Below are 25,876 nucleotides of genomic sequence, written 5' to 3' on the forward strand. Positions count from 1 at the left end.
TATACAAAAAAACGGTCGGAACCCTTGAAATATAAAGAAAAATTAAAAAGCGTAGTGTAAACAACTTTACACTATCGAAATAGTGTAGGAGGTTATTCTATGGAATTTGAACAAATTAAAGAATTAATACAACTTATTGATTCTTCAAGTTTAGCTTTTTTTGAATTTGGTGATGGAAATGAACATATAAAAATGGATAAGTCATTAAATAGAGATTCTAATGATAATAATGAGAGGAAAGAAATAATACAGGAGAATGAAAGAATAGTAACTGCTCCAGTCATGAATTCTTTAAATAATAGTGAAGAAATAGTAAAGGAAGCAAAACATGAAGTTAAGCAGGAAGCTGAAGATGATGATGCGTTAAGTATAATTACATCTCCTATGGTTGGAACATTCTATGCTAAGGCATCTCCAGAAAGCGATCCTTTTGTAAGCGAAGGAGATGTAATACAAAGAGGAAAAGTTATTTGTATTATTGAAGCTATGAAACTTATGAATGAAATTGAAAGTGAATTTACTGGAACTGTTGTTAAATGCTTGGTTAAAAATGGAGATATGGTAGAATACGGACAACCGTTGTTCAAGATTAGGGAGGAATAAAAATTGCTAAAAATAAACGAAATAAAGGAAATTTTACCTCATAGATATCCTATGCTTTTAATTGATAGAGTTACTGAAATAGATATTGTAGATAAATTATATGTAAAAGGTTATAAAAATCTTTCTGCAAATGAACCATTTTTTCAAGGGCATTATCCAGATATGCCAATTATGCCTGGAGTTCTTCAAATTGAAGCTTTAGCTCAGACAGGTGCTGTAGCAATACTTTCTATGGAGCAGTTTAAAGGTAAAACTCCTATTCTTGCTGGTGTGAATAAAGCAAGATTTAAAGAAAAAGTAGTACCTGGAGATAGACTAGATTTATGTTGTGAAATAGTTAGACTAAAGGGTACAATTGGTGTTGGAAAAGGTACTGCAAGTGTTGATGGAAAAATTGTATGTGAAGCAGAAATATTATTTGCTATAGTCTAGGATAGGTGATGTTATGTTTAAAAAAGTTCTAATTGCAAATAGGGGAGAGATTGCTGTAAGAATAATAAGAGCATGCAGAGAAATGGGAATAAGTACAGTAGCTGTATATTCTGAAGCTGATAAAGAAGCACTTCATACTCAGCTTGCAGATGAAGCGGTCTGCATAGGTCCAGCAATGCCTAAAGACAGTTATCTAAATATTACAAACATATTAAGTGCATGTGTCCTTACTGGAGCAGATGCTATACATCCTGGATTTGGATTTTTATCTGAGAATTCAAAATTTGCAAAAATGTGTAGACAATGCAATATTAAATTTATAGGACCTGATTATGAAACTATTGATTTAATAGGAAATAAGGCTATGGCTAGAAAGATTATGAAAGCTTCAGATGTACCAGTAGTTCCAGGATTTGAGGGTGAAATTAGTGATGAAAATCAAGCTCTTGAAATTGCTGAAGGTATAGGATATCCAATAATGATAAAAGCAGCAGCAGGTGGTGGAGGAAAAGGAATAAGAATTGCTTTTAATGAGGAAGAATTTCTTATGGGATTTAAAACAGCAAAAGCAGAAGCCAAAGCATGCTTTGGAGATGATACTTTATACTTAGAAAAATTTATTCAAAAACCAAAACATATTGAATTTCAAATACTTGCTGATGAACATGGTAATATTGTTCACCTAGGTGAAAGAGAATGTTCAATGCAGAGAAAAAATCAAAAAGTGCTGGAAGAGGCTCCTTCTAATGTTCTTACAGAAGAACTTAGAGAGAAAATGGGTGAAATAGCAAAAAGAGCAGCTAACGCTGTTGATTATAAAAATGCAGGAACAATAGAATTTTTATATGATAAAGACAATAATTTTTATTTTATGGAAATGAATACGAGAATACAAGTTGAACATCCTATTACAGAAATGATAACAGGAATAGACCTTGTTAAAGAACAAATTAAGATTGCAGCAGGAGAAACTTTAAATTTTTCTCAAGATGATATAAAAATTAAGGGACATGCAATTGAGTGTAGAGTTAATGCTGAAGATCCAGAGCATGATTTTAGACCATGTCCAGGAAAGATTGAAGAATTATGCGTTCCAGGTGGAATGGGAGTAAGAATAGATTCAGCAATTTTTTGTGGATATAAAATACCACATTGTTATGATTCTATGATTGCCAAAGTTATAACTTTTGGAAATGATAGAAATGAGGCTATAGTAAAAATGAGAAGGGCCTTATCTGAATTTGCAGTTGGAGGAGTTAAAACTAACATTAAATTTGATCTTTCAATTTTAGAAACTAATGAATTTTTAGAAGGAGAGTATGATACTTCATTTTTAGAAGAAAAGATGGTGAAGAAGAATGCTTAAGGACTTATTTATAAAAAGACAATATGCTACTGTTAAACCAGTAGCGTTAAAAAAAGCAGAACCAGAAGAGAAACCTAATATACCTTCAGGTTTGTGGACTAAATGTGAAAAGTGTAATGGAATTATTTATTATGAAGACTTAGAAAATTCTAAGTATATTTGTACATCTTGTGGTCACCATTTTAGAATTAATGCAAGACAAAGAATAAAAATGATTTTTGACCAAGATACTTTTAATGAAATGTGGAAAGATTTAAAGACAGTTGATCCTTTGAATTTTAAAGGTTACGAGGAAAAGATAAAAAAGAGTATGACAAAGTCTGCAAGTAATGAGGCAGTTGTAACTGGTGTTGGTAAAATTAATGGATTGGTAACAGCTTGTGGCATTATGGATAGTTTTTTTATGATGGGAAGTATGGGAACTGTTGTAGGTGAAAAGCTTACTAGATTGATTGAATATGCTACTAAAAATAAACTTCCAGTAATAATTTTCACAACATCTGGTGGAGCTAGAATGCAAGAGGGAATTTTTTCACTTATGCAGATGGCAAAAGTAAGTGCAGCACTTGCAAAACATAATGAGGAAGGACTTTTATATATTTCAGTTTTAACAGATCCTACAACAGGAGGAGTGACAGCAAGCTTTGCAATGGAAGGTGATATAATTTTGAGTGAGCCAGATGCATTAGTTGGTTTTGCTGGCAGGAGAGTAATAGAAAATACTATAAAGGAAACATTGCCTGATAATTTTCAGAAAGCAGAATTTTTATTAGAAAAGGGCTTTATAGATGCTATTGTAAAGAGAACAGATCTTAGAGCTTTATTATATAAAATTCTAGTTTTACATGGAGTGAGAAGTTATGAATAAGGATTTTTTTAAGGTCAATACTAGTAGTGCATGGGATAGTGTTGAAATTGCAAGACATAGAGAAAGACCAACAGGGCAGTTTTATATAGAAAATATATTTAATGATTTTATAGAATTCCATGGTGATAGAAGATTTGGTGATGACCAATCTATAATTGGTGGGATTGGCTCTCTTGGAAACATAAATGTTACTATAATAGCTATAACTAAAGGTGCTAATACAAATGAAAATATAAAAAGAAATTTTGGAATGCCTAACCCGGAAGGTTATAGAAAGGCTCTTCGTTTAATTAAGCAGGCTGAAAAGTTTAAAAGACCTGTAATATGCTTTGTAGATACACCAGGTGCATTTTGTGGTCTTGGTGCTGAAGAACGAGGGCAAGGTGAAGCTATAGCAACTAATTTATTTGAACTTAGTAGAATTAAAACTCCAATATTTTCAATAGTAACAGGTGAAGGTGGAAGTGGAGGGGCTTTAGCTCTTACTGTTGCAGATAAAATATGTATGCTTGAGCATTCTATTTATTCAATACTTTCGCCAGAAGGATTTGCATCAATCTTATGGAAAGATGCTAGTCGTGCAAAAGAAGCAGCAGAAGTTATGAAGATTACAGCAAAAGATTTAAAAGAATTTGGAATAATAGATGAAATAATAAAAGAACCTAGAGGTGGAGCACATAAAAATCCTATGAAAACTTGTGAGACTATAAAGAATAGTATATTAGCGTTTTTAAAGGGAAAGAAAGATGTGGATATAGATAAGCTTGTTGAAGATAGGTATACTAAATTTAGAAAAATGGGTGATTTTTATTAAAAGTTAGCAGATGCTTAAAATTATTAAAATAATTTTAAGTATCTTTTTTATTGTATTTTTTATTTGTAAAGTGATTTTTTGTGGCTTCATAGAGTTACGAATGATAAGATGTGAAAAGAGATAGTATAAAATGTTGCGTTGACAATATAAGGAATAAAAAATATTATTTAGATATATAATTTTGATTTATAAATTATGAAGGGAGATACAAGTTGTATGGAAAGCAATAGTACAAGAATTGCAAAAATTGCAACAAGAATGGCCATATGTGAGAGAGAAGAAGAAAATGAACTGAAAAAAATATATTTGGAAAAAGGTATTAAAGTTACAGCAGTAAACATTGGTGGAAATATTAATACATCTATATCTAAAATATTAGAAAGTGCATTAGTAGCATCTAAAAGAAATGGACTTATTAGAGAGGAACATTTACATGAAGGAGCTGTAATTGGAGCTGCTAGAGATGCCATAATTCAAGTGAAAAATAGAGCAAGTGGTCAAAATGTAGGTGGAAAGATTGGAATAGCTAGGGGTGGAGAGCATATATCAGTATGTATATTTTTGAGTATAGGATTACTTCATTTAGATGAAGTTGTTATTGGCATAGGTCATAGATCACTTCCTATATAAATAAAAATAGCTTTTATGATTTTAATATTTTTTATCATAAAAGCTATTTTCATTTTATGAAATTAATTATTTATAGGAATGAAAAATATTTAAATTTTAAATGTAAATAATTTAATAAATTTAAGAGAAATTTTTGAAATTATAAGTAAACTTTACAAAAAAATCAAAATATGATAATATATCTTAAAAGATTTTTAAATTATTATCAATTTTTTTAAGTATTTATCATAAATATAAGTGTATATTTATTATTTTTTTATTAGGAATTATATGAGAAAAATTTTAAAGTTGATAATGATTAATATTAGGGGGATAGAAATATGGTAGGAAAAAGAAAATTAGCAATGCTGTTATGTTCAATTATGATAGGTACAGCATTAGTAGGATGTGGTAGTTCAAGTAGTTCTTTAGGGGATGTGAAAAATGTTGGGGTAGTACAATTAGTTCAACATGATGCTTTAGATAGTGCTAATAAAGGATTTGTTGATGCACTTAAAGAAAAAGGTTACGAAGAAGGAAAGAATATTTCTTTCGACCAGCAGAATGCCCAAGGTGAACAAGCCAATGCTCAGACAATAACAAAACAATTTGCAGATAGTAAGAAAGATTTGATTTTTGCAATTGCAACTCCAGCAGCACAGGCAGCATATAATTCTACTAAGGATATTCCAATAGTATTTACAGCAGTTACAGATCCAGTATCAGCTGAAATAGCAAAGGATTGGAAGAGCTCAGGAACAAATGTAACTGGTACTTCTGATAAAGTTCCAGTAGAAGATCAAGTAAAGTTAATGAAAAAACTATTGCCTAATACAAAGACAATTGGTGTTATTTATAATACTTCAGAAACAAATTCTGTTGTTCAAGTAGATGAGCTAAAAAGTGCATTAGAAAAAGAAGGTTTGGTTGTAAAAGAAATCGGCGTAACTAATGTAAATGAAATAAATCAAAATTTGACAAGTGCTTTAGGTGAAATTGATGTTCTATATACTCCAACTGATAATACAGTTGCATCAGCATATAGTTTAGTAGGAAAGTTATGTTTAGATGCTAATAAACCTATAATTGGTGCAGAAGAAGCTGTAGTAACGAAAGGTGGTTTAGCTACAATAGGAATTGACTATTATAAGTTAGGAAAAGAAGCAGGATATAAGGCTGCTGAAATTTTAGAAGGTAAGAAGCCATCAGATGTTGAAATTACAACATTAAGTGAAATGTCATTTACCATTAATGAAGATGTAGCTAAAAAATTAAATATATCAATACCAGAAGATATCAATAAAGATGCTAAGAAGGTGACTGGAGGCGTTCAATAGTGGATGTTTTAATTAATATTTTAGAACAAGGTCTGCTATTTTCGATTGTTGCAATTGCTGTTTATATAACATTTAAGATATTAGATTTTCCTGATATGTCTGTTGATGGGACATTTCCAATGGGGGCAGCAATAAGTGCTACTCTTTTAGTGCAGGGAACAAACCCTTGGGTGAGTATTTTTGCAGCAACCATAGGTGGAGGAATTGCAGGCGCAGTAACAGGTATTCTTCATGTTAAGCTAAAGATTGATAATTTAATGGCTGGTATTCTTGTAATGATTGGATTATATTCAGTAAATTTAAGAATAATGGGGAAAGCAAATGTTCCGTTATTTAATGTAAATAATGCGTTTAAATTAAATGTACCAGCAGTAGTTATTATTGCAGTAGTATTACTAATAGTAAAAGTTTTATTGGATTTATATTTAAAAACTAAATCAGGATTTTTGCTTATAGCAGTAGGTGATAATGAGCAGGTTGTATCATCATTAGGTGTAAATAAAGATGTAATTAAGATTTTAGGTCTTGCTATAAGTAATGCCTTGGCAGCAACAGCAGGGGCAATTACAGCACAGTATCAAGGCTTTGCAGATGTAGGTATGGGAACAGGTACTGTTGTAATGGGACTTGCAGCTGTAATTGTTGGAAGTTCTTTGTTTGAAAGATTTACTTTTATTAAAGCTACTACTTTATCAATAATTGGTGCAATTATGTATAAAGGTGCAATTGCAATTGTATTAAAGTATGGTGCAATAATAGGTCTTACTGCAAATGATTTAAAGCTTATGACTGCAATAATAGTTGTTGTAGCACTATGTTCTAATAATGGATTATTCAAATTTAAAAAGAAAAAACTCATAGAAGGTGGTGCTGACGAAAATGTTAAAAGTGAAACAACTATCCAAAGTATTTAATCCAAATACAATTAATGAAAATAGAGTATTTAACAATTTATCTGTGGAAGTAGATGAAGGTGATTTTGTAAGTATAATAGGTTCTAATGGCGCAGGAAAATCTACTTTATTAAATATAATTTCAGGTACTATAGAAGCTGACTCTGGTTCAATTATTTTAAATGGAATCGAGGTAATTAATAAACCTGAATATATAAGAGCTAAATCTATAGGAAGGGTATTTCAAGATCCATTTAAAGGTGTAGCACCAAATATGACAATCTTAGAAAATTTATCTCTTGCTGATAACAAAGGGAGAAGATTTGGTTTTGGATTGGGTGTAAGTAAAAAAAGAGTTGAGTATTTTAAAGAAATGTTAAGAGAATTAGATTTAGGACTTGAAGATAAGCTTTATAATAAAGTGCTTTTATTATCAGGTGGGCAAAGGCAAGCACTTACTCTTTTAATGGCTGTTATGTCTAAACCTAAATTATTGCTTTTAGATGAACATACAGCAGCATTAGATCCTAAAACATCTCAAAAAATAATGGATATTACAAGAAAAATAGTTAAAGAGAGTGGAATAACAACTTTAATGGTTACTCATAATCTTAAACATGCAATTGAAACAGGAAATAGATTATTTATGATGCATAGAGGTCAAATTCTTGTAGATGTTAAAGGGGCAGAAAAAGAAAAATTAGATACTAATGGCTTATTGCAGATGTTTGAAAATGCAAGTAATGATGGTGAAGAAGGATTTAGTGATAGAGCATTGTTTGGCTAGATAGAATTAAAAATAATGTGTGTATGATACTTATATTATATACACATTATTTTTGTTATAAATTATTTTCTTTCCTATTTTATATATTTTGGTATAATAATATTTAGCGTAAATGATAAAATAAGAGGTGAAGTTCATGAGGCCGCTAGCAGATTTGATGAGACCGGATAAGATAGAAGATTTTGTTGGACAGGAACAGATATTAGGTGAAGGAAAACCGTTAAGGAATTTGATAAAAAGTAATAATATCTGTAATTGTATATTTTATGGACCACCAGGAACAGGAAAAACTACTCTGGCTAATATTATGGCTAAATATGTGGATAAAAAGTTTTATAAGCTGAATGCTACAACTGCAAGTGTTAAAGATATTCAAGATATAACGAATAGTATGGATAATCTTTTAAATTACAATGGAGTAGTTTTGTATATAGATGAGCTTCAGCACTTTAATAAAAAACAGCAGCAGGCACTTTTGGAGTTTATAGAAGATGGAAGAATAACTTTAATTGCAAGTACAACTGAAAATCCATACTTTGTAATACATAAGGCTATTATAAGTAGATGTAATATTTTTGCTTTTAAACCACTTAATAAAGAAGATATAGTAATAGGGCTAGAAAAATCTATAAAAAAACTTATAAGTGAAGGTATAGAAGTAAATTATACAATGGAGGCATTAGAGTATATAGCTGAAATATCACAGGGAGATTATAGAAAGTCATATAATATTCTGGAACTTGCAATAAATTCACAATTAAAATATGTTAGAGAAATTACAACTGAAGTTATTGAAAATCTAGGTCAATCAAATATGAGAGCTGATAGTAGTGGAGATGAATTTTATAATTTTTTAAGTGCTCTACAGAAGAGTATAAGAGGAAGTGATCCAGATGCAGCGATTCACTATTTGGCTCGTCTCATAAAAAGTGGTAATTTAAATGCTATTGTGAGAAGAATATCTGTGATTGCAGCAGAAGATATAGGTTTAGCTCATCCTCAGGCACTTACTGTAATAAATTCTGGTGTTGAGCTGGCATTAAAAGTTGGATTCCCTGAAGCTCAAATAATTTTAGCTGAACTTGTTATATATCTTGCTACATTACCTAAATCTAATAGTGCATATATGGCTATAGCACATGCTATGACTGATCTTGATAATTTTAATGTGGGTGATATTCCAATGCATTTAAAAGATGCACATTATTCTGGAGCACAAAAGCTTGGTGTAACAGGATATAAATATCCACATGACTATCCAAATCATTATGTTAGTCAGCAGTATATGCCAGATGAACTAAAAGGCAAAAAATATTATGAAGCACAAGATAACAAATATGAAGATAGTATTAGACGATATTGGGGTTCAATTAAAGGAAAAAAATGATAGTTTGACAAAGTCCGAGTATTTTGATAAGATATAAATGAAATTTAAATTGAAAATAAATTTTAAGGGGTGGTGGAATGAAATTATCAACAAAAGGAAGATATGGCGTTAGAGCAGTAGTAGAACTAGCGGTTAATTATGGAGGAGCCCCTGTATCAATAAAGACAATTTCCAAAAGGCAGAATCTTTCGGAATATTATTTGGAGCAACTATTTAGTCCGCTTAGAAGAGCGAATATCATAAGAAGTATAAGAGGAGCACAGGGTGGTTATGTATTATGTAAGCATCCTAGTGAAATTACAGTAGGTGATATTATGACTATACTTGAGGGCCCTATTGAAGTGGCAGACTGTATAGATGGAGTTAAGTGTGACAGTGAAGAGTGCTGTGCAACTAAGTCTGTATGGGAAAAGATAAAGAAAAGTGTAGATGATGTTATGAATTCAATAACACTTCAAGATATCGTTGATGATTATAATGAGATGTTAAAAAAACAAAGTGGAATAAAAATTGCAGATAGGAGCGAATAAAATATGAAAAACGTATATATGGATTATGCAGCGACAACTTATGTTAAACCAGAAGTATTAGAAGAAATGATGCCATACTTCACAGAGAAATTTGGAAATCCGTCTTCTTTTTATGGAATATCAAGAGAAACAAAAAAAGCAATAGATGAAGCAAGAGCTAAGGTAGCAACAGCTTTAAATTGTAAACCAACTGAAGTTTATTTTACTGGTGGTGGATCAGAAGCTGATAACTGGGCTATTAAAGGTATTGCATCAGCTCATAAGAATAAAGGAAATCATATAATTACAACAAAAATAGAACACCATGCAGTATTACATACTTGTGAGTATTTAGAAAAACATGGTTTTGAAGTTACATATTTAGATGTTGATGAAGAAGGATTTATTAATTTAGATGATTTAAGAAATGCTATAACAGATAAAACTATATTAGTATCTATTATGTTTGCAAACAATGAAATAGGAACAATACAACCAGTTAAAGAAATTGGTGAAATATGTAGAGAAAAGAAAGTATTTTTCCATACTGATGCAGTTCAAGCAGTAGGTAATGTACCAGTAGATGTTCAAGATATGAATATCGATATGCTTTCGCTTGCAGGTCATAAGATTTACGGACCAAAAGGTATAGGTGTACTTTATATAAAAAATGGAATAAAAATAGATAACTTAATTCATGGAGGAGCTCAAGAAAAAAATAGAAGAGCAGGTACTGAAAATATTGCTTCAATAGTTGGAATTGGAAAAGCAATTGAATTAGCTACTTCAAATCTTGAAGAACACATGAAGAAATTAAGTGCTTTAAGAGATAAATTGATTGATGGTATATTAGAAGAAATACCATATTCATATTTAAATGGACCTAGAGGAGATAAGAGATTACCAGGTAACGTTAATGTTAGATTTTCATTTATAGAAGGAGAATCAATCTTATTATCATTAGACTTTAAGGGTGTATGTGCATCAAGTGGTAGCGCATGTACATCAGGTTCATTAGATCCATCACATGTATTACTTGCAATAGGTCTTCCACATGGATTAGCTCATGGATCTTTAAGACTTACATTAGGGGAAAAATCAACAGAAGAAGATGTTGATTATGTATTAGAAGTATTACCACCAATTATAGAAAGATTAAGAAATATGTCACCATTATGGGATGACTTTATTAAGAAGGGAGAAAATTAATAATGATATATAGTGAAAAAGTATTAGACCATTTTCAAAATCCAAGAAATGTTGGAGAAATTCCAGATGCAAATGGAGTTGGAGAAGTAGGAAACGCTAAATGTGGAGATATAATGAAGATATATTTAAAAGTAGAAGACAACATTATAAAAGATGTTAAATTCAAAACTTTTGGATGTGGATCAGCTATAGCTTCTTCATCAATGGCTACTGAAATGATTAAAGGGAAGACTTTAGATGAAGCTTGGGAATTAACTAATAAGGCTGTTGCTGAAGCCTTAGATGGACTTCCACCAGTAAAAATGCACTGTTCAGTTCTTGCAGAAGAAGCAATTCACAAGGCTATCAATGATTATAGAGCACAAAATGGTTTAGATGTTAAACCAATGGAAGAACATGATCATGATGAATTACACAACATGGTTCATGGAGAAGAATAATAGTGAGTGCTAAAAAGAAAGTTTTAGTAGGTATGAGTGGCGGAGTTGATAGCTCCGTTGCTGCTTATTTATTAAAGCAACAAGGATATGAAGTTATTGGTGCAACTATGCAAATTTGGCAGGAAGATAAAGGTTTTGAAGAGAGAGAAGGTGGATGTTGTTCACTTTCAGCCGTTGAAGATGCCAGAAGAGTATGTGATAAGTTAGGTATACCTTTTTATGTTTTAAATTTTAGAGATTATTTTAAAGAAAAGGTTATAGAACCGTTTGTTCAAGAATATATAGATGGAAGAACTCCAAACCCTTGTATAGAATGCAATAAGCATTTAAAGTTTGATGAACTTTTAAGAAGGGCAAGAGGAATAGGTGCAGATTATGTTGCAACAGGTCACTATGCAAAAATAGAAGAACGTGATGGGAGATATTTATTAATAAGATCTGATGATGATAGAAAAGATCAGACTTATGCACTTTATAATTTCACTCAAGATCAGCTTAAACATACGTTAATGCCTTGTGGAGCGTATGAAAAGACTAAGATAAGAGAAATAGCCAAAGAAATAGGTTTAGCTGTACATAATAAAAAAGATAGTGAAGAAATATGCTTTATTTCTGACAATAATCATGGAAAATACATATCTGAAGCAAAACCTGACAGAGTAAAGCCAGGAAACTTTGTTGATAAAGAAGGAAATGTATTAGGACAACATAAAGGAATAGTATATTATACTATAGGTCAAAGAAAAGGACTTGGTATAGCTCTTGGAAGACCTGTATTTGTTACTGCAATAAACGCTAAGACAAATGAAGTGGTTTTAGGATCAGAAGATGAAATATTCAGAAATGATCTTATAGCTACTGATGTTAACTTTATTCCTTTTGATAAGTTAGAAAATGAGATTACAGTTACAGCAAAAGTTAGATATTCGGCACAACCAAGTGAAGCGACTTTAATACCACTTCCTAATGGAAAGGTAAAGGTTTCTTTTAAAGAAAAGCAAAGAGCAATTACAAAAGGCCAATCTGTAGTATTTTATGATGGTGAGATTGTAGTTGGTGGCGGAATTATCGAAAGTGTATTATAATATTTAGAAGTATATAAGCCATTTTATTTAGATAGATGATTTAATCATTTTATTTAAATGAATGGCTTTTTTGTGTATAAAAAATTATTATATACAATATTATAGCAGTGTATATTTTTAATTAAGTAGAGGGGCGTTGCCGCTTTTGGATACGATATAAATAATTTTGTTTTTAGATTTTTATATAAGAGGTTATGATATGGGTATTTGAATTTTTTAGGAATTAATTATTTAAAAATGGTAAAAATACTATTGTATTAAATCAGATACTAATGGTTGAAATAAAAGGAAGAGAGAAAAAAATATGTATAAAATAAAGGATTTCTACATTAAAAATATTTATGATATAAAAGGCAAAAAAATAGGAATAGTAGAAGACTTGTATTTAGATTTTTTTCATGAAAAAATAATAGGTATTAAGGTTGCAAGTCATAAATTGTTTTCTAAAAAGAATTATATACCTATGGATATGATTATTGAGATAGGAAAAGAAATAATTACATTGGGAATAGAACAGTATGATGGGCTTGAGTTTAAAAAAATAAAAAATATGGAAGTAATTAATACTTTAGGCGAAACAGAAGGTGTGTTGGAAGATATTATAATAGATGCTCGAGATTACTCTATAAAAGGTATTATAATAAGTTCGGGAATAATAGATAGATTAATAAATGGAAAACGAGTGTTGCTTATTAAAGAATGTATTCTTGGAGAAAAGTACATATTATATCGTGGGAAAAGTAAAATTAAATTAAAAACTATGCCACATAGGCTGGAGAGACAGTATGGAATTTAAGAAATATAAACCGTATTTACTAAAGGCAATTATAGCAGCAGTTTTTTTATTTTGTATATGTCTTTATGTATTAAATAATTCTGTAAAGAAAGTTGTAAATATAATTATTGTTTCCATAATTTTATCTTATGTACTTATGCCTACGAGAAGATTTTTTGAAAGAAAGCTTAAAATGAAAAGGAAGATAGCTTCTGTTTTTATTATAATTCTTCTAATTGGGATTTTTGTTTCGTTTTTTGTAGTTATTATTCCAAGCTTATTTAATGAAGCTGAGAGTATAAACAATATGATAGATAGTATTGGAGGATTTTTTCAAGGAATAATAGATAATAGTATTTTTGATAAGATACCTATATTGCAAAAAATTTATAATACAGCATTAGAAAAGGTAAATGGATTTATATATAATTATCTCAATAATTTTGTTGATATTTTGATTAATGTAAGTAGCAATTTAATATCGTATGCAATATGTCCTGTAATGATTTATTATTTATTAGGTGAAGGGGAAGAAATATATGAAAAACTTATGTTGATTTTTCCTATATCAAAAAGAAAAATTACAAAAAGAATTATTTCTGATATAGATATGGTGCTTAGTCGCTATATAGCAAGTCAGCTTCTTTTATGTGGAATAATAGGACTACTTACATTTATACTTCTTATAATATTAAAGGTTAAGTTTCCTATATGGATTTCGCTTATTAATGCATTGTTTAATATAATACCGTATTTTGGACCTATATTGGGAATTATACCAGCAGCTGTTGTTGCGCTTATTGATTCTCCTATAAAGTGTTTGTGGGTAGTTATAGGGATGTTTATTATACAACAGATTGAGGGAAATATATTGTCACCTAAAATTACAGGTGACAGTACAGAAATACATTCTTTTGTAATAATAATCCTTCTTTTAATTGGAGATGAATTAGGAGGATTTGTAGGAATGGTATTAGTAATTCCCATAGCAGTAATTATAAAAGTACTCTATGAAGATATTAATTATTACTTATTTTAAAAATTCAATGTGTTTATAAAATATGTTGCAATGGTTTTATATTGACATAATTATCTATATGAAATATAATTTTGGTGAAATAATAAAATATTTAAGCGATGAATAGGAAAAGTAGAATTATTAAGGATATTAAGAGAGGAAGTGGCTGGTGAAAACTTCTTGCCTGGGTAATTTCGAAGCTACCTATGAGCTATAAATTTTCTGAGTGATGTATTGTTTAGTACATAATTAGGGTGGTACCGCGGAATTCTAACTTTCGTCCCTTGTTTTTATAGGGGTGAGAGTTTTTTTGATATTTAGGGAACTACACAATATGAAAAATATATATGGAGGAAGATTTTATGAAATTTACAAAAACAAATGACTTAAGAGATGCATATCTAAAGTTCTTTGAAAGTAAGGGACATTTAAAAATGGATAGTTTCTCTTTAGTGCCAAAAAATGATAACAGCTTATTGTTAATAAATGCAGGTATGGCTCCATTAAAACCTTATTTTACAGGACTTCAAGAGCCACCATGCAGAAGAGTTACTACATGCCAAAAGTGTGTAAGAACAGGTGATATAGAAAACGTAGGTATAACAAGCAGACATGGGACTTTCTTTGAAATGCTTGGTAACTTTTCTTTTGGAGATTATTTTAAGAAGGAAGTAATTCCATGGGCTTGGGAATTCTTAACTCAAGTATTAGAAATGCCAAAAGAAAAATTATATGTTACTATTTATTTAGATGATGATGAAGCTTATGAATATTGGACTACATTAACAGATGTGGATAAGAGTCATATATTTAGATTAGGTAAAGAAGATAACTTCTGGGAACATGGTGCTGGTCCTTGTGGTCCATGTACAGAAATTCACTTCAGCAGAACTGATGAAGTTCCTAAGAATGCAGAAGAATTTATAGAATTATCTGATGCAGATAAGATAATAGAAGTATGGAATCTTGTATTTACTCAATTTGATGGTGATGGAAAAGGAAACTATGAAAAACTTGCAAGTACTAACATAGATACAGGTATGGGTCTTGAAAGACTTGCTGTTGTAATGCAAGGTAAAAATAGTATATTTGAAATAGATACACTAGAAAATATACTAAATGAAGTTGCAAAACTTGCAGGAGTTAAGTATGGTGAAAATGAAAAAACTGATATATCATTAAGATTAATCACTGACCATATAAGATCAATAACTTTCATGATTTCAGATGATATAATGCCTTCTAATGAGGGAAGAGGATATGTTTTAAGAAGATTACTTAGAAGAGCTGCAAGACATGGAAAAACATTAGGAATTAAAGATGCTTTTCTTTGCAATCTTTGTGATGTAGTTATAAGAGATTCTAAGGATGCTTATCCAGAATTAGAAACTAAGAGAGATTACATCAAGAAAGTAATCAAGATTGAAGAAGATAAATTTAGAGAAACATTAGATTCAGGAATTGAAATTCTAAATGGATTTATTGAAGAATTAAAAGCTAATAATGAAAAAGTATTAAGCGGAGAAAATGGATTTAAATTATATGATACTTTTGGATTCCCAATGGAACTTACAAAAGAAATTTTAGAAGATGAAGGTCTTTCTTTAGATGAAGAAGCATTCCATGAAGAAATGAAAATCCAAAGAGAAAGAGCAAGAAGTGCAAGAAAAGTATCTAACTACATGGGGGCAGATGTTAAAACTTCAGATGCTATAAGTGCAGAAGTTGAAACTGAATTTGATGGTTATGATAAGGATGCATTAAATGGTAAAGTTGAAGTTCTTATTGATGGAGATGAATTCACAGATAAATTAACTGAAGGAAATAAAGGAATACTAGTAACAGATATTACTCCTTTCTATGCTGAAATGGGAGGACAAATCGGAGATACTGGTATTATATATAATGATACATTTAAAGCAAAAGTTGTAGATACAAAGAAAAATATTGGTGGTAAGATTGTTCATTTTGTTGAAGTATTATCAGGCGAAGTTAAAGTAAATGATACTGTGACTTTATCAGTAGATAAGGAAAGACGTGAAAGAATTAAAAAGAACCATACTGCAACACATTTATTAGATACTGCTTTAAAGAAAGTTCTTGGATCACATGTACATCAAGCTGGTTCATTAGTTACTGATGAAAGATTAAGATTTGACTTCTCTCACTTTGAAGGATTAACAGAAGAAGAAATTTTAAAGGTTGAAGATTTAGTAAATGAAGCTATAACAAGCGTTACACCAGTTGTTACAGAAATAATGAACTTAAATGATGCTAAAAATAGTGGAGCAATAGGAATATTTGATGATAAATACGGCGATAGTGTAAGAGTAGTATCTGCTGGAGAATATTCAAAAGAATTATGTGGTGGTACTCATATTGATAACACTGGTAAAATTGGATTATTTAAAATTGTATCTGAAAGCGGAATAGCAGCAGGCACAAGAAGAATAGAAGCTGTTACTGGAAAAGAAGCTATTAAGTTTGTTAGAGAAAAAGAAGAAATTTTAAAAGAATTATCTGGAAAGTTAAAATGTTCTCAAAAGGAAGTATTAACTAAGATAGAACAAAATCTTAAAGAAATAAAAGATAGAGAAAAAGAAATTTCTGAATTAAAGGCTAAGTTTGCAACTATGGGACTTGATGATATAATTGCGAGTGCTAAAGATGTAAATGGAATAAATGTAGTTTCGTATGAAATGAAAGATGTTGATAGTGATACATTAAGAGATGTTTGCGAAAAAGTAAGAGATAAAGTAGAAAATAGTGTAGTTTTACTTATGAGTGCTAATAATGGAAAAGTTATTATATGTGCTATGGCAAGCAAAGATGCAGTAGCAAAAGGAGCACACTGTGGTAAGCTTATTAAAGAAGTATCAACTATTCTAGGTGGAGGCGGCGGTGGAAGACCAGATATGGCTCAAGCCGGTGGTAAATGCCCAGAAAAAATACAAGATGCAATAAATGAATCTTATAAAATAGTTGAAACTTTAGCAAAATAGTATACTTTTTATCTAAATTAGAGTATAATCTACTTATAAGTTAGATGAATAAATTTAAAATATTAAGTTAATAATATGGATAGGTTTCCTTAGACAATACGTAAGGGGGTGAGTTGCTATTAGGCAGCATATTATGAGTAACAATATTGAACAAACAATGCAATTTGATTTAAGTAAGAATAAAGAAGCTCTTACAAAGACAATACTATCAGAGGTTTATGATTCGCTACAAGAAAAAGGATATAATCCTATAAACCAGTTAGTTGGATATTTGATTTCAGGCGACCCTACTTACATCACTAATTACAACGGAGCAAGAGCTTTAGTAAGAAAACTCGAAAGAGATGACATACTAGAAGAAGTTATAAAATCTTATTTAGAGATAAAGTAGAGAGTGCCCGTTTTTAAGCGGGCACTCTTAATTTATAAGAGGTGTAAATTTGAAAAGAATACTTGGACTAGACTTAGGACAAAAAACAATTGGAGTTGCAATAAGTGATCCTTTAGGATTTACAGCACAAGGATTAACTACGATAAGAAGAAATAATAAAGGAAAAGATATTGAAGATTTAAAGAAAATATGTGATGATTATAGTGTGGAAACTATTGTTATTGGATTGCCTAAAAATATGAATGGTACTATAGGACCATCTGGTGAGATTGCAATGGAATTTGGAAAGCTAGTAGAAGAAGAATTGAAAATAAAAGTAGAATTTTGGGATGAAAGATTAACCACAGTAGCTGCACACAAAGCTATGCTTGAAGCAGATTTATCAAGAAATAAAAGAAAAAAGATAGTTGATAAGGTAGCTTCAACGTACATATTGCAAGGATATTTAGATAGAATTTCAAGATTATAAAAAATACAATAATTTGAAAGCAATTCTTATTCTAGAATAGATAAGAATTAATATATATTAAACTAATAAGAAAGGAATTACTAGAATGGATAAAGACGCTAAATACGTATATATACCTGATGAAAATGGAAATGATGTTAAATTTGAGGTTATTATGTACTTTGAAATAGAAAAATTAAAAGGTCAATATATAATAGCAACACCAGCTTTTGAACAAAGTGATGAAGCATATGCTTTTAAAATCTTTAAAGATGAAGATGGAAGTGAATTATTTTTAGCATTAGAAGACGATGATGATGAATTTGCTATGGTATTAGAAACATATGAAACTCTTAGTGAAGATGGAATAATTGAATAATAGTATAATAATATTATATAATATTCGAATAGCAATATGAAATTGAGTAAAGTGAGGTGTTATTATGGATGAATCAAAATTAATTGATATGAATACCTTAAAAGAAGATTTAAAGAAAAAAGGATATAAGCTAACTCCTCAAAGAAGATCTATAGTTGATACTATTATAGATAATGAAGGTAAACATTTAACTGCTGAAGAGATATATGACGAAGTTAAAAAGAATTGCCCAGAAATTGGATTGGCAACTGTCTATAGAACAATATTGTTATTAGAAGAATTAGGTGTTATATCTAGATTAGACCTTAATGATGGATGTAGTAGATATGAGATACTACATTCAGATGAAACACATAGACATCATCATTTAATCTGCAATCAATGTCATAAAGTATTAGAAGTTCAAGATGATTTGTTAGATGAACTAGAATCTAATATTGAGAATAATTATAAATTTAAAATACTAGATCATAGTGTTAAATTTTATGGATTATGCGATGAATGTCAAAAAAAACAAAGTGATGAATAAAAGGTTAAAAGCCTTTGTTTATAAATAAATATAGGAAAAGGAGGGGAAATATGAAAAACGAGAGAGCGAAGGTTAAGATAATTCCTCTTGGTGGTATAAGCGAAATTGGGAAAAATATCACAGCTATAGAATATAAAGAAGATATTGTGATAATAGACTGTGGATTGAAGTTTCCAGATAATGATATGTATGGAATAGATATTGTAATACCTGATATTTCATATCTTCTTAAAAATTCGGAAAAAATTAAAGGAATATTTTTAACTCATGGACATGAAGACCATATTGGAGCATTACCTTATGTATTAAGACAAATTAATGTTCCAGTTTATGGCACAAAACTAACTCTAGGAATTGTTGAAACTAAACTAAAAGAGCACGGTTTATTAGGTTCAACAGAATTAGTAAGAGTTAAGCCTAGAGACATAATAAAATTAAATAATGTATCTGTAGAATTTATTAAAACAAATCATTCAATTGCAGATTCAGTTGCAATTGCAATTCATACACCTCTTGGAGTGGTGCTTCATACGGGAGATTTTAAAGTCGACTATACTCCAATAGATGGACAAATGATGGATTTTGGTAGATTTGCAGAGTTAGGTAGAAAAGGTGTCTTAGCAATGATGGCTGATTCAACAAATGTTGAAAGGCCTGGATATACTTTGACAGAAAGAGTAGTTGGTGAAACATTCACAAGACTATTTGGAAAAGCAAAGGGAAGAATTATTGTTGCAACGTTCGCATCAAATGTTCATAGAATCCAACAAATAATTACTGCAGCGCAGAAGTATGATAAAAAAGTGGCTGTTTCAGGTAGAAGCATGGAGAATATTGTTCAAGTTGCAATTGAACTAGGATATTTAGAAGCAGAAAAAGAGGTGCTTATTCCTGTTGATCAAATTTCAAAATATCCTAATGAAAAGTTAGTTATTATAACTACTGGAAGCCAAGGTGAACCAATGTCAGCATTGGCGAGAATGGCTGCTTCAGAACATAGAAAAATAAATGTTATTCAAGGAGATACAGTTATTATTTCTGCAACACCAATACCAGGAAATGAAAAATTTGTTTCAAAAGTGGTCGATCAATTATTTAAAAAAGGTGCAGAAGTTATATATGGATCTGACGGTGGAGATAAAATCCACGTTTCAGGTCATGCTTGTCAGGAAGAACTAAAATTAATGCATTCATTAGTGAGACCAAAATTCTTTATACCAGTACATGGTGAATATAGACACTTGAAAAAACATGGTGAACTTGCAACTCAGCTTGGAATGCCAGAAAAAAATGTAATGATACCTGAAAATGGTGATGTTATAGAAATAACAAGAAATTATATTAAGAAGAATGGCAGTGTTACTTCGGGACAGGTCTTTGTAGATGGACTTGGAGTTGGAGATGTTGGAAATATTGTTCTTAGAGATAGAAAACACTTATCTCAAGATGGAATATTAACAGTAGTTGTTACAATAGAAAGACAGACTGGCAAGGTAGTATCTGGACCAGATATTATTTCAAGAGGTTTTGTATACGTAAGAGAATCAGAAGGTCTTATGGATGAAGCTAGAGAAATTGTTAAATTAGTACTTAAAGATTGTGAAGAAAAACAAATTACTGACTGGGCAACATTAAAGTCAAAAATGAGGGATGAATTAAGAGAATTCCTTTATGAAAAGACAAAGAGAAAGCCTATGATATTACCAATAATAATGGAGTTTTAGAACTTTTTGGAAAAAATGATTAAATTTGAATATGCTTGACTTTTTTATTTGAAAAGAGTATTATTTAATATAGTTATGTAGGAAATTGGATACTTTGCGTATCCAATTTTCTTTTGGAAAAAAACATTTATAGGTTTACATTGTTTATTGATGAACAGACCAAATACATAATAAAAGTTATTTTAAATAGATAATAATATTTATATGTTTATATGGATTAAGAGTTAACAAATTGAATTTTATTTGTGAACTTTAGGAGCTTGTTATAAGTTTTTACAAGTTATACTTTAATTATTACTTGTTTAAATGTTAAAGTCGATATAAACTAGTAAATAGAAAATTCACAGTTTATATACTGTTTGGAGGAATAAAGATGGAATTAAATAAAAGAGATGATATTAGAAATATTGCTATCATAGCCCACGTTGACCATGGTAAGACTACTTTAGTAGATGCATTATTAAGACAAAGTAATATTTTCAGAAGCAATGAAAAAGTTCAAGAAAGAGTTATGGACTCTAATGATCTTGAAAAAGAAAGAGGAATTACAATTCTTTCAAAAAATACTGCAGTAATGCACAATGGTGTGAAAATTAACATAGTTGATACTCCAGGGCATGCTGACTTCGGTGGAGAAGTTGAACGTGTACTTAAAATGGTTGACTCAGTTTTATTAGTAGTTGATTCATATGAAGGACCAATGCCACAAACAAAATTCGTTCTTAAGAAATCATTAGAATTAGGATTAAAGCCAATAGTTATCATAAATAAAATAGATAAGCCAGATGCAAGACCAGCAGAAGTTATAGATGAAGTATTTGATTTATTCGTAGAACTTGGAGCTAATGATGAACAATTAGATTTCCCAATTGTTTACGCTTCAGCTAGAGAAGGTTTTGCTAGATATAATGTAGAAGATACAAATGCAGATATGACTCCAATATTTGAAACAATATTAGAACATGTTTCTGCACCAGAAGGATATTTAGATGAGCCATTCCAAATGCTTGTAACTACATTAGATACAAATGCATTTGTAGGTAAGATTGCAATAGGTAAAATACATAGAGGTAAGGTTAGAAAGAACCAAACAGTTTCTTTAGTTAGAAATGATGGAAGCACTGCTAACTACAAAATTACAGCAGTATTTGAATATGATGGATTAAAGAGAGTAGAAGTTGATGAAGCTGGAATGGGAGATATCGTTGCAGTAAGTGGAGTTTTAGATGCAAATATAGGTGAAACTATTGCAGACTCAAGTGCTCCAGAAGCATTACCATTCGTAGAAATTGATGAACCAACACTTAACATGAACTTCATGGTTAATGATTCACCATTTGCTGGTAAAGAAGGAGAATTCGTTACATCTAGACACTTAAGAGATAGATTAATGAAAGAACTTGAAACAAATGTAAGTTTAAGAGTTAGAGAAATTACTCCTGATTGTTTCGAAGTTTCAGGAAGAGGAGAACTTCATCTTTCAGTATTAATTGAAACAATGAGAAGAGAAGGATACGAATTCCAAGTATCTAAGGCTAACGTTATATTCAAAGAAGAAGATGGTCATAAAGTAGAACCAATGGAATACTTAACTATAGACGTTCCAGAAGAATTTATGGGACCTGTAATGGAAAAACTTGGACCAAGAAAAGCTGAAATGGTTAATATGACTTCAGCTGTTAATGGATATACAAGACTTGAATTCAGAATACCTGCAAGAGGTCTTATAGGATTTAGAAATGAATTCATGACTGATACAAAAGGTAATGGTATAATGAACCATGTATTTGATGGATATGAAAGATACAAAGGTGATATCCCAACAAGAAATAGAGGATCAATAGTTGCATTCGAATCTGGAGAATCAATTACTTATGGATTATATAATGCACAAGATAAAGGTCAATTATTCATAGGTGCTGGTGTTCCAGTTTATACAGGTATGGTAGTTGGTGTATGCTCAAGAGCAGAAGATATAGACATAAATGTATGTAAAGGTAAAAAGCTTACTAATACAAGATCATCTGGTGCTGATGATGCGTTAAAGTTAACTCCACCATTAGAAATGACTCTAGAACAATGTCTAGATTTCATTAATGCTGATGAGTTAGTTGAAGTTACACCAGAAAACATAAGAATGAGAAAAAGAGTGTTAGATCCTGCTGAAAGAAGAAGAATGATAAGCAGAAATAAAAAGTAATTTAAAAAAATGCTTTTAATATTTAATAAGATAATTATAATTTAAAGTAAATAGCCTTTTTAGGCTATTTACTTTAATTATATAAGGAGATATTTCTAGTGAATAATAAGATTAGACCTGTTAGAAAGAAAAGAAGAATAATAGTATTATTGATGTTTTTAATAGTAGTATCATTTTTTATGTATTATCATTCAGTAATAATGAGACCTTTAAAAAACAATCAATCTACTGTAGCTATTGAAGTTAAACAGGGTGAGGGTTTTTATGATGTTTTAAATAAGCTTGATAAAGAAGGGAAATTAAGAAATAAGCTTATGATAAAGATTAAGCTTGCATTTGATAAAAATAAAATAAATTTAAATGAAGGTATATATGAGGTTTCATCAGAAACTAGCTTAAGTGAACTGATAGATTCATTAGAAAATACTTCAGATAACATTAATTTGGTTAAAGTAACAATACCAGAAGGTTATAATGTTGAAGAGATAGGTAAAAGAATAGAAGAATGTGGTTTTTGTACTAAAGAAGAGTTTATTCAGGCTGTTAAAAATCATCAGTTACCGGATTTTATTGAAGAAAATGATAAAACAAGATATAATCTAGAAGGATTTTTATATCCAGATACATATTTAATTGAAAAGGGAACAAGTGCAGATAGTATAATAGCTATGATGTTAGAGAGATTTAATACTGTAATACATCAGGTGGAAGAAGAAAATAAAATTGAGTTAAATAAGAGTGAACTTTATAAGACAATAACTATTGCTTCTATGATAGAGAAAGAAGCAAGGGTGGATAAAGATAGGCCACTTATTGCATCTGTTATAAATAATAGACTTAATAAGGGTATGAAGCTTCAATTAGATGCGACAGTTCTTTATTCGCTAGGCTATCATGTAGATAAGGTCTTAAATAAACATTTAGAGGTAGATTCACCTTATAATACATACAAATATAAGGGATTGCCAGAAGGTCCAATATGCAATCCAGGAATTGAGAGTATAGAGGCAGCACTTAATCCAGCAAAAACAAATTATATTTATTATATCTTAGAAAAAGATGGGTCACATTATTTTACTGATAGTTATGATGATTTCTTAAATAAGAAGAAAGAATTAGGATATTAGGTTTAAATGGAGGATATCAATGAGTAAAATTACATATGATTATATGGAAAGTTATATAAGAGGTTTGATTCCAGAAAGAACTGGAACTTTAAAGCAGATAGAGGATTTTGCACGCGAGAATGGTGTGCCTATAGTTCAAAAGGAAACAGGTGTATTTCTTGAATTTATGACAAATATGAAGAAGCCTAAAAGAATACTTGAATTAGGAACAGCAGTTGGTTTCTCATCTATTTTAATGTATGAAGCAGCAGGGACTGAACCAGAAATAGTTACTATTGAACGTGATGAAAAGATGATAGAATTTGCTAAAGTTAATTTGGAAAAGTTTGGTCTGACAGAAAAAATAAAAATAGAAGAAGGCGATTGCTTAGAGGTTTTAGAAAAATTAACTGAACCATTTGATCTGATTTTTATGGATGCAGGGAAAGGACACTATAATCACTTTTTACCTCATTGTTTAAGATTATTAAGAGAAGATGGAATAATCATTGCAGATAATGTTTTGTTTAGAGGTATGGTTGCATCTCAAGAATTAGTTCAAAGAAGAAAAATTACAATTGTAAAAAGAATGAGAACATATTTAGATTTGGTTACACATGATGAAAACTTAATTACATCAGTAATACCTATGGGAGATGGAATTGCCGTAACTAAGAGGAGGAATTAATTAGTATGAGAAAGAGAATAAAGAAACCAGAAATTTTAGCACCAGCGGGTAATCTAGAAAAATTAAAAATTGCAATAGATTTTGGTGCAGATGCAGTATATCTTGGTGGTAATAAATTAAATTTAAGAGCGTTTTCTAATAACTTCTCAAATGAAGAAATGATTGAGGGTATCAAATACTGTCATGATAGAAATAGAAAAGTATATGTAACATTAAATGTTTTTGCTAGAAACTATGATTTAAAAGGTGCAGGCGAATATATAAAAGGATTATATGATATTGGAGTTGATGCTGTATTAATTGCAGACCCATCTTTAATCGCAATAACTAAGGAAGTAGCTCCAGATTTAGAAATACATTTAAGTACCCAAGCAAATACTGTAAACTGGGTTGCAACTAAGTTTTGGCATGACTTGGGAGTAAAGAGAGTAGTGCTTGCTAGAGAACTTACTTTCCGTGAAATAAATACTATAACTGAAAATATTCCAGAAGATTGTGAAATTGAATGTTTTGTTCATGGATCAATGTGTATAGCATATTCAGGAAGATGCTTAATTTCAAACTATATGTTAGGTAGGGATGCTAACAAGGGAATATGCTCTAATGCATGCAGATATAAATATCATTTAGTTGAAGAAACAAGACCAGGTGAATATTATCCAGTTGTAGAAGATGATAATGGAACATATATTATGAATTCTAAAGATTTATGTATGATTCAATATATACCTGAATTAGTGCAAAGTGGAATTGATTCCTTAAAAATTGAAGGAAGAATGAAGAGTGAATTCTATGTTGCATCTGCAGTTAAAGCTTATAGAGAAGCTTTAGATTCATATTTTGAAGATCCAGAAAACTATGTGTTTAAAGAAGAATGGATGGATATATTAAATAGAATAAGTCATAGACAATATCATACAGGATTCTTCTTGGGAAGAAATGGAGAGCAAAACTATGAGGACCAATCTTATATAAGAGATTATGAAATTGTAGGTATGGTTAAGGAATACGATGAAAAAACAAAAGAAGCTACTATACTTCAAAAGAACAGAGTATTTGAAAATGATGAAGTTGAAGTATTAAGACCTGATGTGCCATACTTTAAAGTTAAACTTACTGATATGTATGATGTTGATAAAAATGTTAAGACAGATGTTGCTAATAGAGCACATATGATATTTAAGGTTAAAGTGGATACTCCATTAAAGAAGAATGATATGCTTGTTAAAGGTAATAAAACATACTCTCTTCAATAATAAATTATAATATAATCTGTA

At 30.2% G+C, this 25,876-nt stretch carries 26 protein-coding genes and 1 other annotated feature; all 26 genes read left to right on the top strand.

Features of this window, described 5'->3' with window-relative positions; genetic code table 11:
- Positions 1–99 precede the first annotated feature (99 nt).
- Complete coding sequence (accB, locus tag HF850_RS11270) at positions 100–603, top strand: acetyl-CoA carboxylase biotin carboxyl carrier protein (protein ID WP_169105542.1); 504 nt, start codon at positions 100–102, stop codon at positions 601–603.
- A gap of 3 nt (positions 604–606) precedes the next feature.
- Complete coding sequence (gene fabZ / locus HF850_RS11275) at positions 607–1,035, top strand: 3-hydroxyacyl-ACP dehydratase FabZ (protein WP_169105543.1); 429 nt, start codon at positions 607–609, stop codon at positions 1,033–1,035.
- Between the two features lie 13 nt (positions 1,036–1,048).
- A complete protein-coding gene (locus tag HF850_RS11280; protein ID WP_169105544.1) occupies positions 1,049–2,401 on the top strand; it encodes an acetyl-CoA carboxylase biotin carboxylase subunit in 1,353 nt (450 codons plus the stop codon).
- Positions 2,394–3,269 carry an acetyl-CoA carboxylase, carboxyltransferase subunit beta gene (accD, locus tag HF850_RS11285; protein ID WP_169105545.1) on the top strand — a complete coding sequence of 292 codons (876 nt, stop codon included), beginning with the start codon at positions 2,394–2,396 and terminating at the stop codon, positions 3,267–3,269. The genes HF850_RS11280 and accD overlap by 8 nt, the downstream gene beginning before the upstream one ends.
- On the top strand, positions 3,262–4,083 hold the full coding sequence (locus HF850_RS11290) for an acetyl-CoA carboxylase carboxyltransferase subunit alpha (protein ID WP_169105546.1): 822 nt from the start codon (positions 3,262–3,264) through the stop codon (positions 4,081–4,083). Before accD ends, HF850_RS11290 begins: the two co-directional genes overlap by 8 nt.
- A gap of 216 nt (positions 4,084–4,299) precedes the next feature.
- A complete protein-coding gene (locus tag HF850_RS11295; RefSeq protein WP_169105547.1) occupies positions 4,300–4,713 on the top strand; it encodes a HutP family protein in 414 nt (137 codons plus the stop codon).
- A gap of 320 nt (positions 4,714–5,033) precedes the next feature.
- Positions 5,034–6,029 carry an ABC transporter substrate-binding protein gene (locus HF850_RS11300; protein ID WP_169105548.1) on the top strand — a complete coding sequence of 332 codons (996 nt, stop codon included), beginning with the start codon at positions 5,034–5,036 and terminating at the stop codon, positions 6,027–6,029.
- Positions 6,029–6,943: an ABC transporter permease gene (locus HF850_RS11305; RefSeq protein ID WP_169105549.1), complete on the top strand. Its 915-nt coding sequence runs from the start codon at positions 6,029–6,031 to the stop codon at positions 6,941–6,943. The genes HF850_RS11300 and HF850_RS11305 overlap by 1 nt, the downstream gene beginning before the upstream one ends.
- Positions 6,909–7,709: an ATP-binding cassette domain-containing protein gene (locus tag HF850_RS11310; protein ID WP_169105550.1), complete on the top strand. Its 801-nt coding sequence runs from the start codon at positions 6,909–6,911 to the stop codon at positions 7,707–7,709. The genes HF850_RS11305 and HF850_RS11310 overlap by 35 nt, the downstream gene beginning before the upstream one ends.
- A gap of 136 nt (positions 7,710–7,845) precedes the next feature.
- Positions 7,846–9,096 (top strand): replication-associated recombination protein A, encoded by a 1,251-nt coding sequence (locus HF850_RS11315; protein ID WP_169105551.1) that lies wholly within the window; start codon positions 7,846–7,848, stop codon positions 9,094–9,096.
- A 77-nt stretch (positions 9,097–9,173) separates the two neighbouring features.
- A complete protein-coding gene (locus HF850_RS11320) occupies positions 9,174–9,626 on the top strand; it encodes an Rrf2 family transcriptional regulator (RefSeq protein WP_169105552.1) in 453 nt (150 codons plus the stop codon).
- A gap of 3 nt (positions 9,627–9,629) precedes the next feature.
- A complete protein-coding gene (gene nifS / locus HF850_RS11325; protein ID WP_169105553.1) occupies positions 9,630–10,814 on the top strand; it encodes a cysteine desulfurase NifS in 1,185 nt (394 codons plus the stop codon).
- A gap of 2 nt (positions 10,815–10,816) precedes the next feature.
- A complete protein-coding gene (nifU, locus tag HF850_RS11330; protein ID WP_169105554.1) occupies positions 10,817–11,254 on the top strand; it encodes a Fe-S cluster assembly scaffold protein NifU in 438 nt (145 codons plus the stop codon).
- Complete coding sequence (gene mnmA, locus HF850_RS11335) at positions 11,254–12,339, top strand: tRNA 2-thiouridine(34) synthase MnmA (RefSeq protein WP_169105578.1); 1,086 nt, start codon at positions 11,254–11,256, stop codon at positions 12,337–12,339. The genes nifU and mnmA overlap by 1 nt, the downstream gene beginning before the upstream one ends.
- Positions 12,340–12,643: 304 nt before the next feature.
- Positions 12,644–13,135: a PRC-barrel domain-containing protein gene (locus HF850_RS11340; protein ID WP_169105555.1), complete on the top strand. Its 492-nt coding sequence runs from the start codon at positions 12,644–12,646 to the stop codon at positions 13,133–13,135.
- Positions 13,125–14,153, top strand: a complete 1,029-nt coding sequence (locus tag HF850_RS11345; RefSeq protein ID WP_169105556.1) for an AI-2E family transporter — start codon at positions 13,125–13,127, stop codon at positions 14,151–14,153. The genes HF850_RS11340 and HF850_RS11345 overlap by 11 nt, the downstream gene beginning before the upstream one ends.
- Before the next feature lie 89 nt (positions 14,154–14,242).
- Positions 14,243–14,420: a binding site (T-box leader), on the top strand.
- Positions 14,421–14,494: 74 nt separating this feature from the next.
- Positions 14,495–17,134: an alanine--tRNA ligase gene (gene alaS, locus HF850_RS11350; protein ID WP_169105557.1), complete on the top strand. Its 2,640-nt coding sequence runs from the start codon at positions 14,495–14,497 to the stop codon at positions 17,132–17,134.
- A gap of 133 nt (positions 17,135–17,267) precedes the next feature.
- The gene (locus tag HF850_RS11355; protein WP_169105558.1) at positions 17,268–17,525 is read left to right on the top strand and encodes an IreB family regulatory phosphoprotein; all 258 of its coding nucleotides are present in this window, start codon (positions 17,268–17,270) and stop codon (positions 17,523–17,525) included.
- Between the two features lie 49 nt (positions 17,526–17,574).
- A complete protein-coding gene (ruvX, locus tag HF850_RS11360; RefSeq protein ID WP_169105559.1) occupies positions 17,575–17,994 on the top strand; it encodes a Holliday junction resolvase RuvX in 420 nt (139 codons plus the stop codon).
- Between the two features lie 85 nt (positions 17,995–18,079).
- Positions 18,080–18,352: a DUF1292 domain-containing protein gene (locus tag HF850_RS11365; protein ID WP_169105560.1), complete on the top strand. Its 273-nt coding sequence runs from the start codon at positions 18,080–18,082 to the stop codon at positions 18,350–18,352.
- Between the two features lie 64 nt (positions 18,353–18,416).
- Positions 18,417–18,881, top strand: a complete 465-nt coding sequence (locus tag HF850_RS11370) for a Fur family transcriptional regulator (protein ID WP_169105561.1) — start codon at positions 18,417–18,419, stop codon at positions 18,879–18,881.
- Between the two features lie 50 nt (positions 18,882–18,931).
- Positions 18,932–20,605 (top strand): ribonuclease J, encoded by a 1,674-nt coding sequence (locus tag HF850_RS11375; RefSeq protein WP_169105562.1) that lies wholly within the window; start codon positions 18,932–18,934, stop codon positions 20,603–20,605.
- Positions 20,606–20,978: 373 nt separating this feature from the next.
- Positions 20,979–22,805, top strand: a complete 1,827-nt coding sequence (gene typA, locus HF850_RS11380; protein ID WP_169105563.1) for a translational GTPase TypA — start codon at positions 20,979–20,981, stop codon at positions 22,803–22,805.
- A 152-nt stretch (positions 22,806–22,957) separates the two neighbouring features.
- Complete coding sequence (gene mltG, locus HF850_RS11385) at positions 22,958–23,932, top strand: endolytic transglycosylase MltG (protein WP_169105579.1); 975 nt, start codon at positions 22,958–22,960, stop codon at positions 23,930–23,932.
- A 19-nt stretch (positions 23,933–23,951) separates the two neighbouring features.
- Positions 23,952–24,599 (top strand): O-methyltransferase, encoded by a 648-nt coding sequence (locus HF850_RS11390; RefSeq protein ID WP_169105564.1) that lies wholly within the window; start codon positions 23,952–23,954, stop codon positions 24,597–24,599.
- 17 nt (positions 24,600–24,616) lie between these two features.
- On the top strand, positions 24,617–25,855 hold the full coding sequence (locus HF850_RS11395; RefSeq protein ID WP_169105580.1) for a U32 family peptidase: 1,239 nt from the start codon (positions 24,617–24,619) through the stop codon (positions 25,853–25,855).
- The last annotated feature ends 21 nt before the right edge of the window (positions 25,856–25,876 follow it).

Source organism: Clostridium sp. SM-530-WT-3G (assembly GCF_012843905.1).
Lineage (GTDB): Bacteria > Bacillota > Clostridia > Clostridiales > Clostridiaceae > Clostridium.

Coding starts and splice junctions, on each gene's coding strand:
- HF850_RS11375 (WP_169105562.1), top strand. CDS start 18,932: ATGAAAAACGAGAGAGCGAAGGTTAAGATAATTCCTCTTGGTGGTATA.
- HF850_RS11280 (WP_169105544.1), top strand. CDS start 1,049: ATGTTTAAAAAAGTTCTAATTGCAAATAGGGGAGAGATTGCTGTAAGA.
- nifS (WP_169105553.1), top strand. CDS start 9,630: ATGAAAAACGTATATATGGATTATGCAGCGACAACTTATGTTAAACCA.
- HF850_RS11365 (WP_169105560.1), top strand. CDS start 18,080: ATGGATAAAGACGCTAAATACGTATATATACCTGATGAAAATGGAAAT.
- nifU (WP_169105554.1), top strand. CDS start 10,817: ATGATATATAGTGAAAAAGTATTAGACCATTTTCAAAATCCAAGAAAT.
- HF850_RS11370 (WP_169105561.1), top strand. CDS start 18,417: ATGGATGAATCAAAATTAATTGATATGAATACCTTAAAAGAAGATTTA.
- alaS (WP_169105557.1), top strand. CDS start 14,495: ATGAAATTTACAAAAACAAATGACTTAAGAGATGCATATCTAAAGTTC.
- HF850_RS11390 (WP_169105564.1), top strand. CDS start 23,952: ATGAGTAAAATTACATATGATTATATGGAAAGTTATATAAGAGGTTTG.
- HF850_RS11340 (WP_169105555.1), top strand. CDS start 12,644: ATGTATAAAATAAAGGATTTCTACATTAAAAATATTTATGATATAAAA.
- accD (WP_169105545.1), top strand. CDS start 2,394: ATGCTTAAGGACTTATTTATAAAAAGACAATATGCTACTGTTAAACCA.
- HF850_RS11295 (WP_169105547.1), top strand. CDS start 4,300: ATGGAAAGCAATAGTACAAGAATTGCAAAAATTGCAACAAGAATGGCC.
- HF850_RS11345 (WP_169105556.1), top strand. CDS start 13,125: ATGGAATTTAAGAAATATAAACCGTATTTACTAAAGGCAATTATAGCA.
- HF850_RS11315 (WP_169105551.1), top strand. CDS start 7,846: ATGAGGCCGCTAGCAGATTTGATGAGACCGGATAAGATAGAAGATTTT.
- mltG (WP_169105579.1), top strand. CDS start 22,958: ATGTTTTTAATAGTAGTATCATTTTTTATGTATTATCATTCAGTAATA.
- typA (WP_169105563.1), top strand. CDS start 20,979: ATGGAATTAAATAAAAGAGATGATATTAGAAATATTGCTATCATAGCC.
- HF850_RS11310 (WP_169105550.1), top strand. CDS start 6,909: ATGTTAAAAGTGAAACAACTATCCAAAGTATTTAATCCAAATACAATT.
- HF850_RS11355 (WP_169105558.1), top strand. CDS start 17,268: ATGAGTAACAATATTGAACAAACAATGCAATTTGATTTAAGTAAGAAT.
- accB (WP_169105542.1), top strand. CDS start 100: ATGGAATTTGAACAAATTAAAGAATTAATACAACTTATTGATTCTTCA.
- HF850_RS11300 (WP_169105548.1), top strand. CDS start 5,034: ATGGTAGGAAAAAGAAAATTAGCAATGCTGTTATGTTCAATTATGATA.
- HF850_RS11290 (WP_169105546.1), top strand. CDS start 3,262: ATGAATAAGGATTTTTTTAAGGTCAATACTAGTAGTGCATGGGATAGT.
- HF850_RS11320 (WP_169105552.1), top strand. CDS start 9,174: ATGAAATTATCAACAAAAGGAAGATATGGCGTTAGAGCAGTAGTAGAA.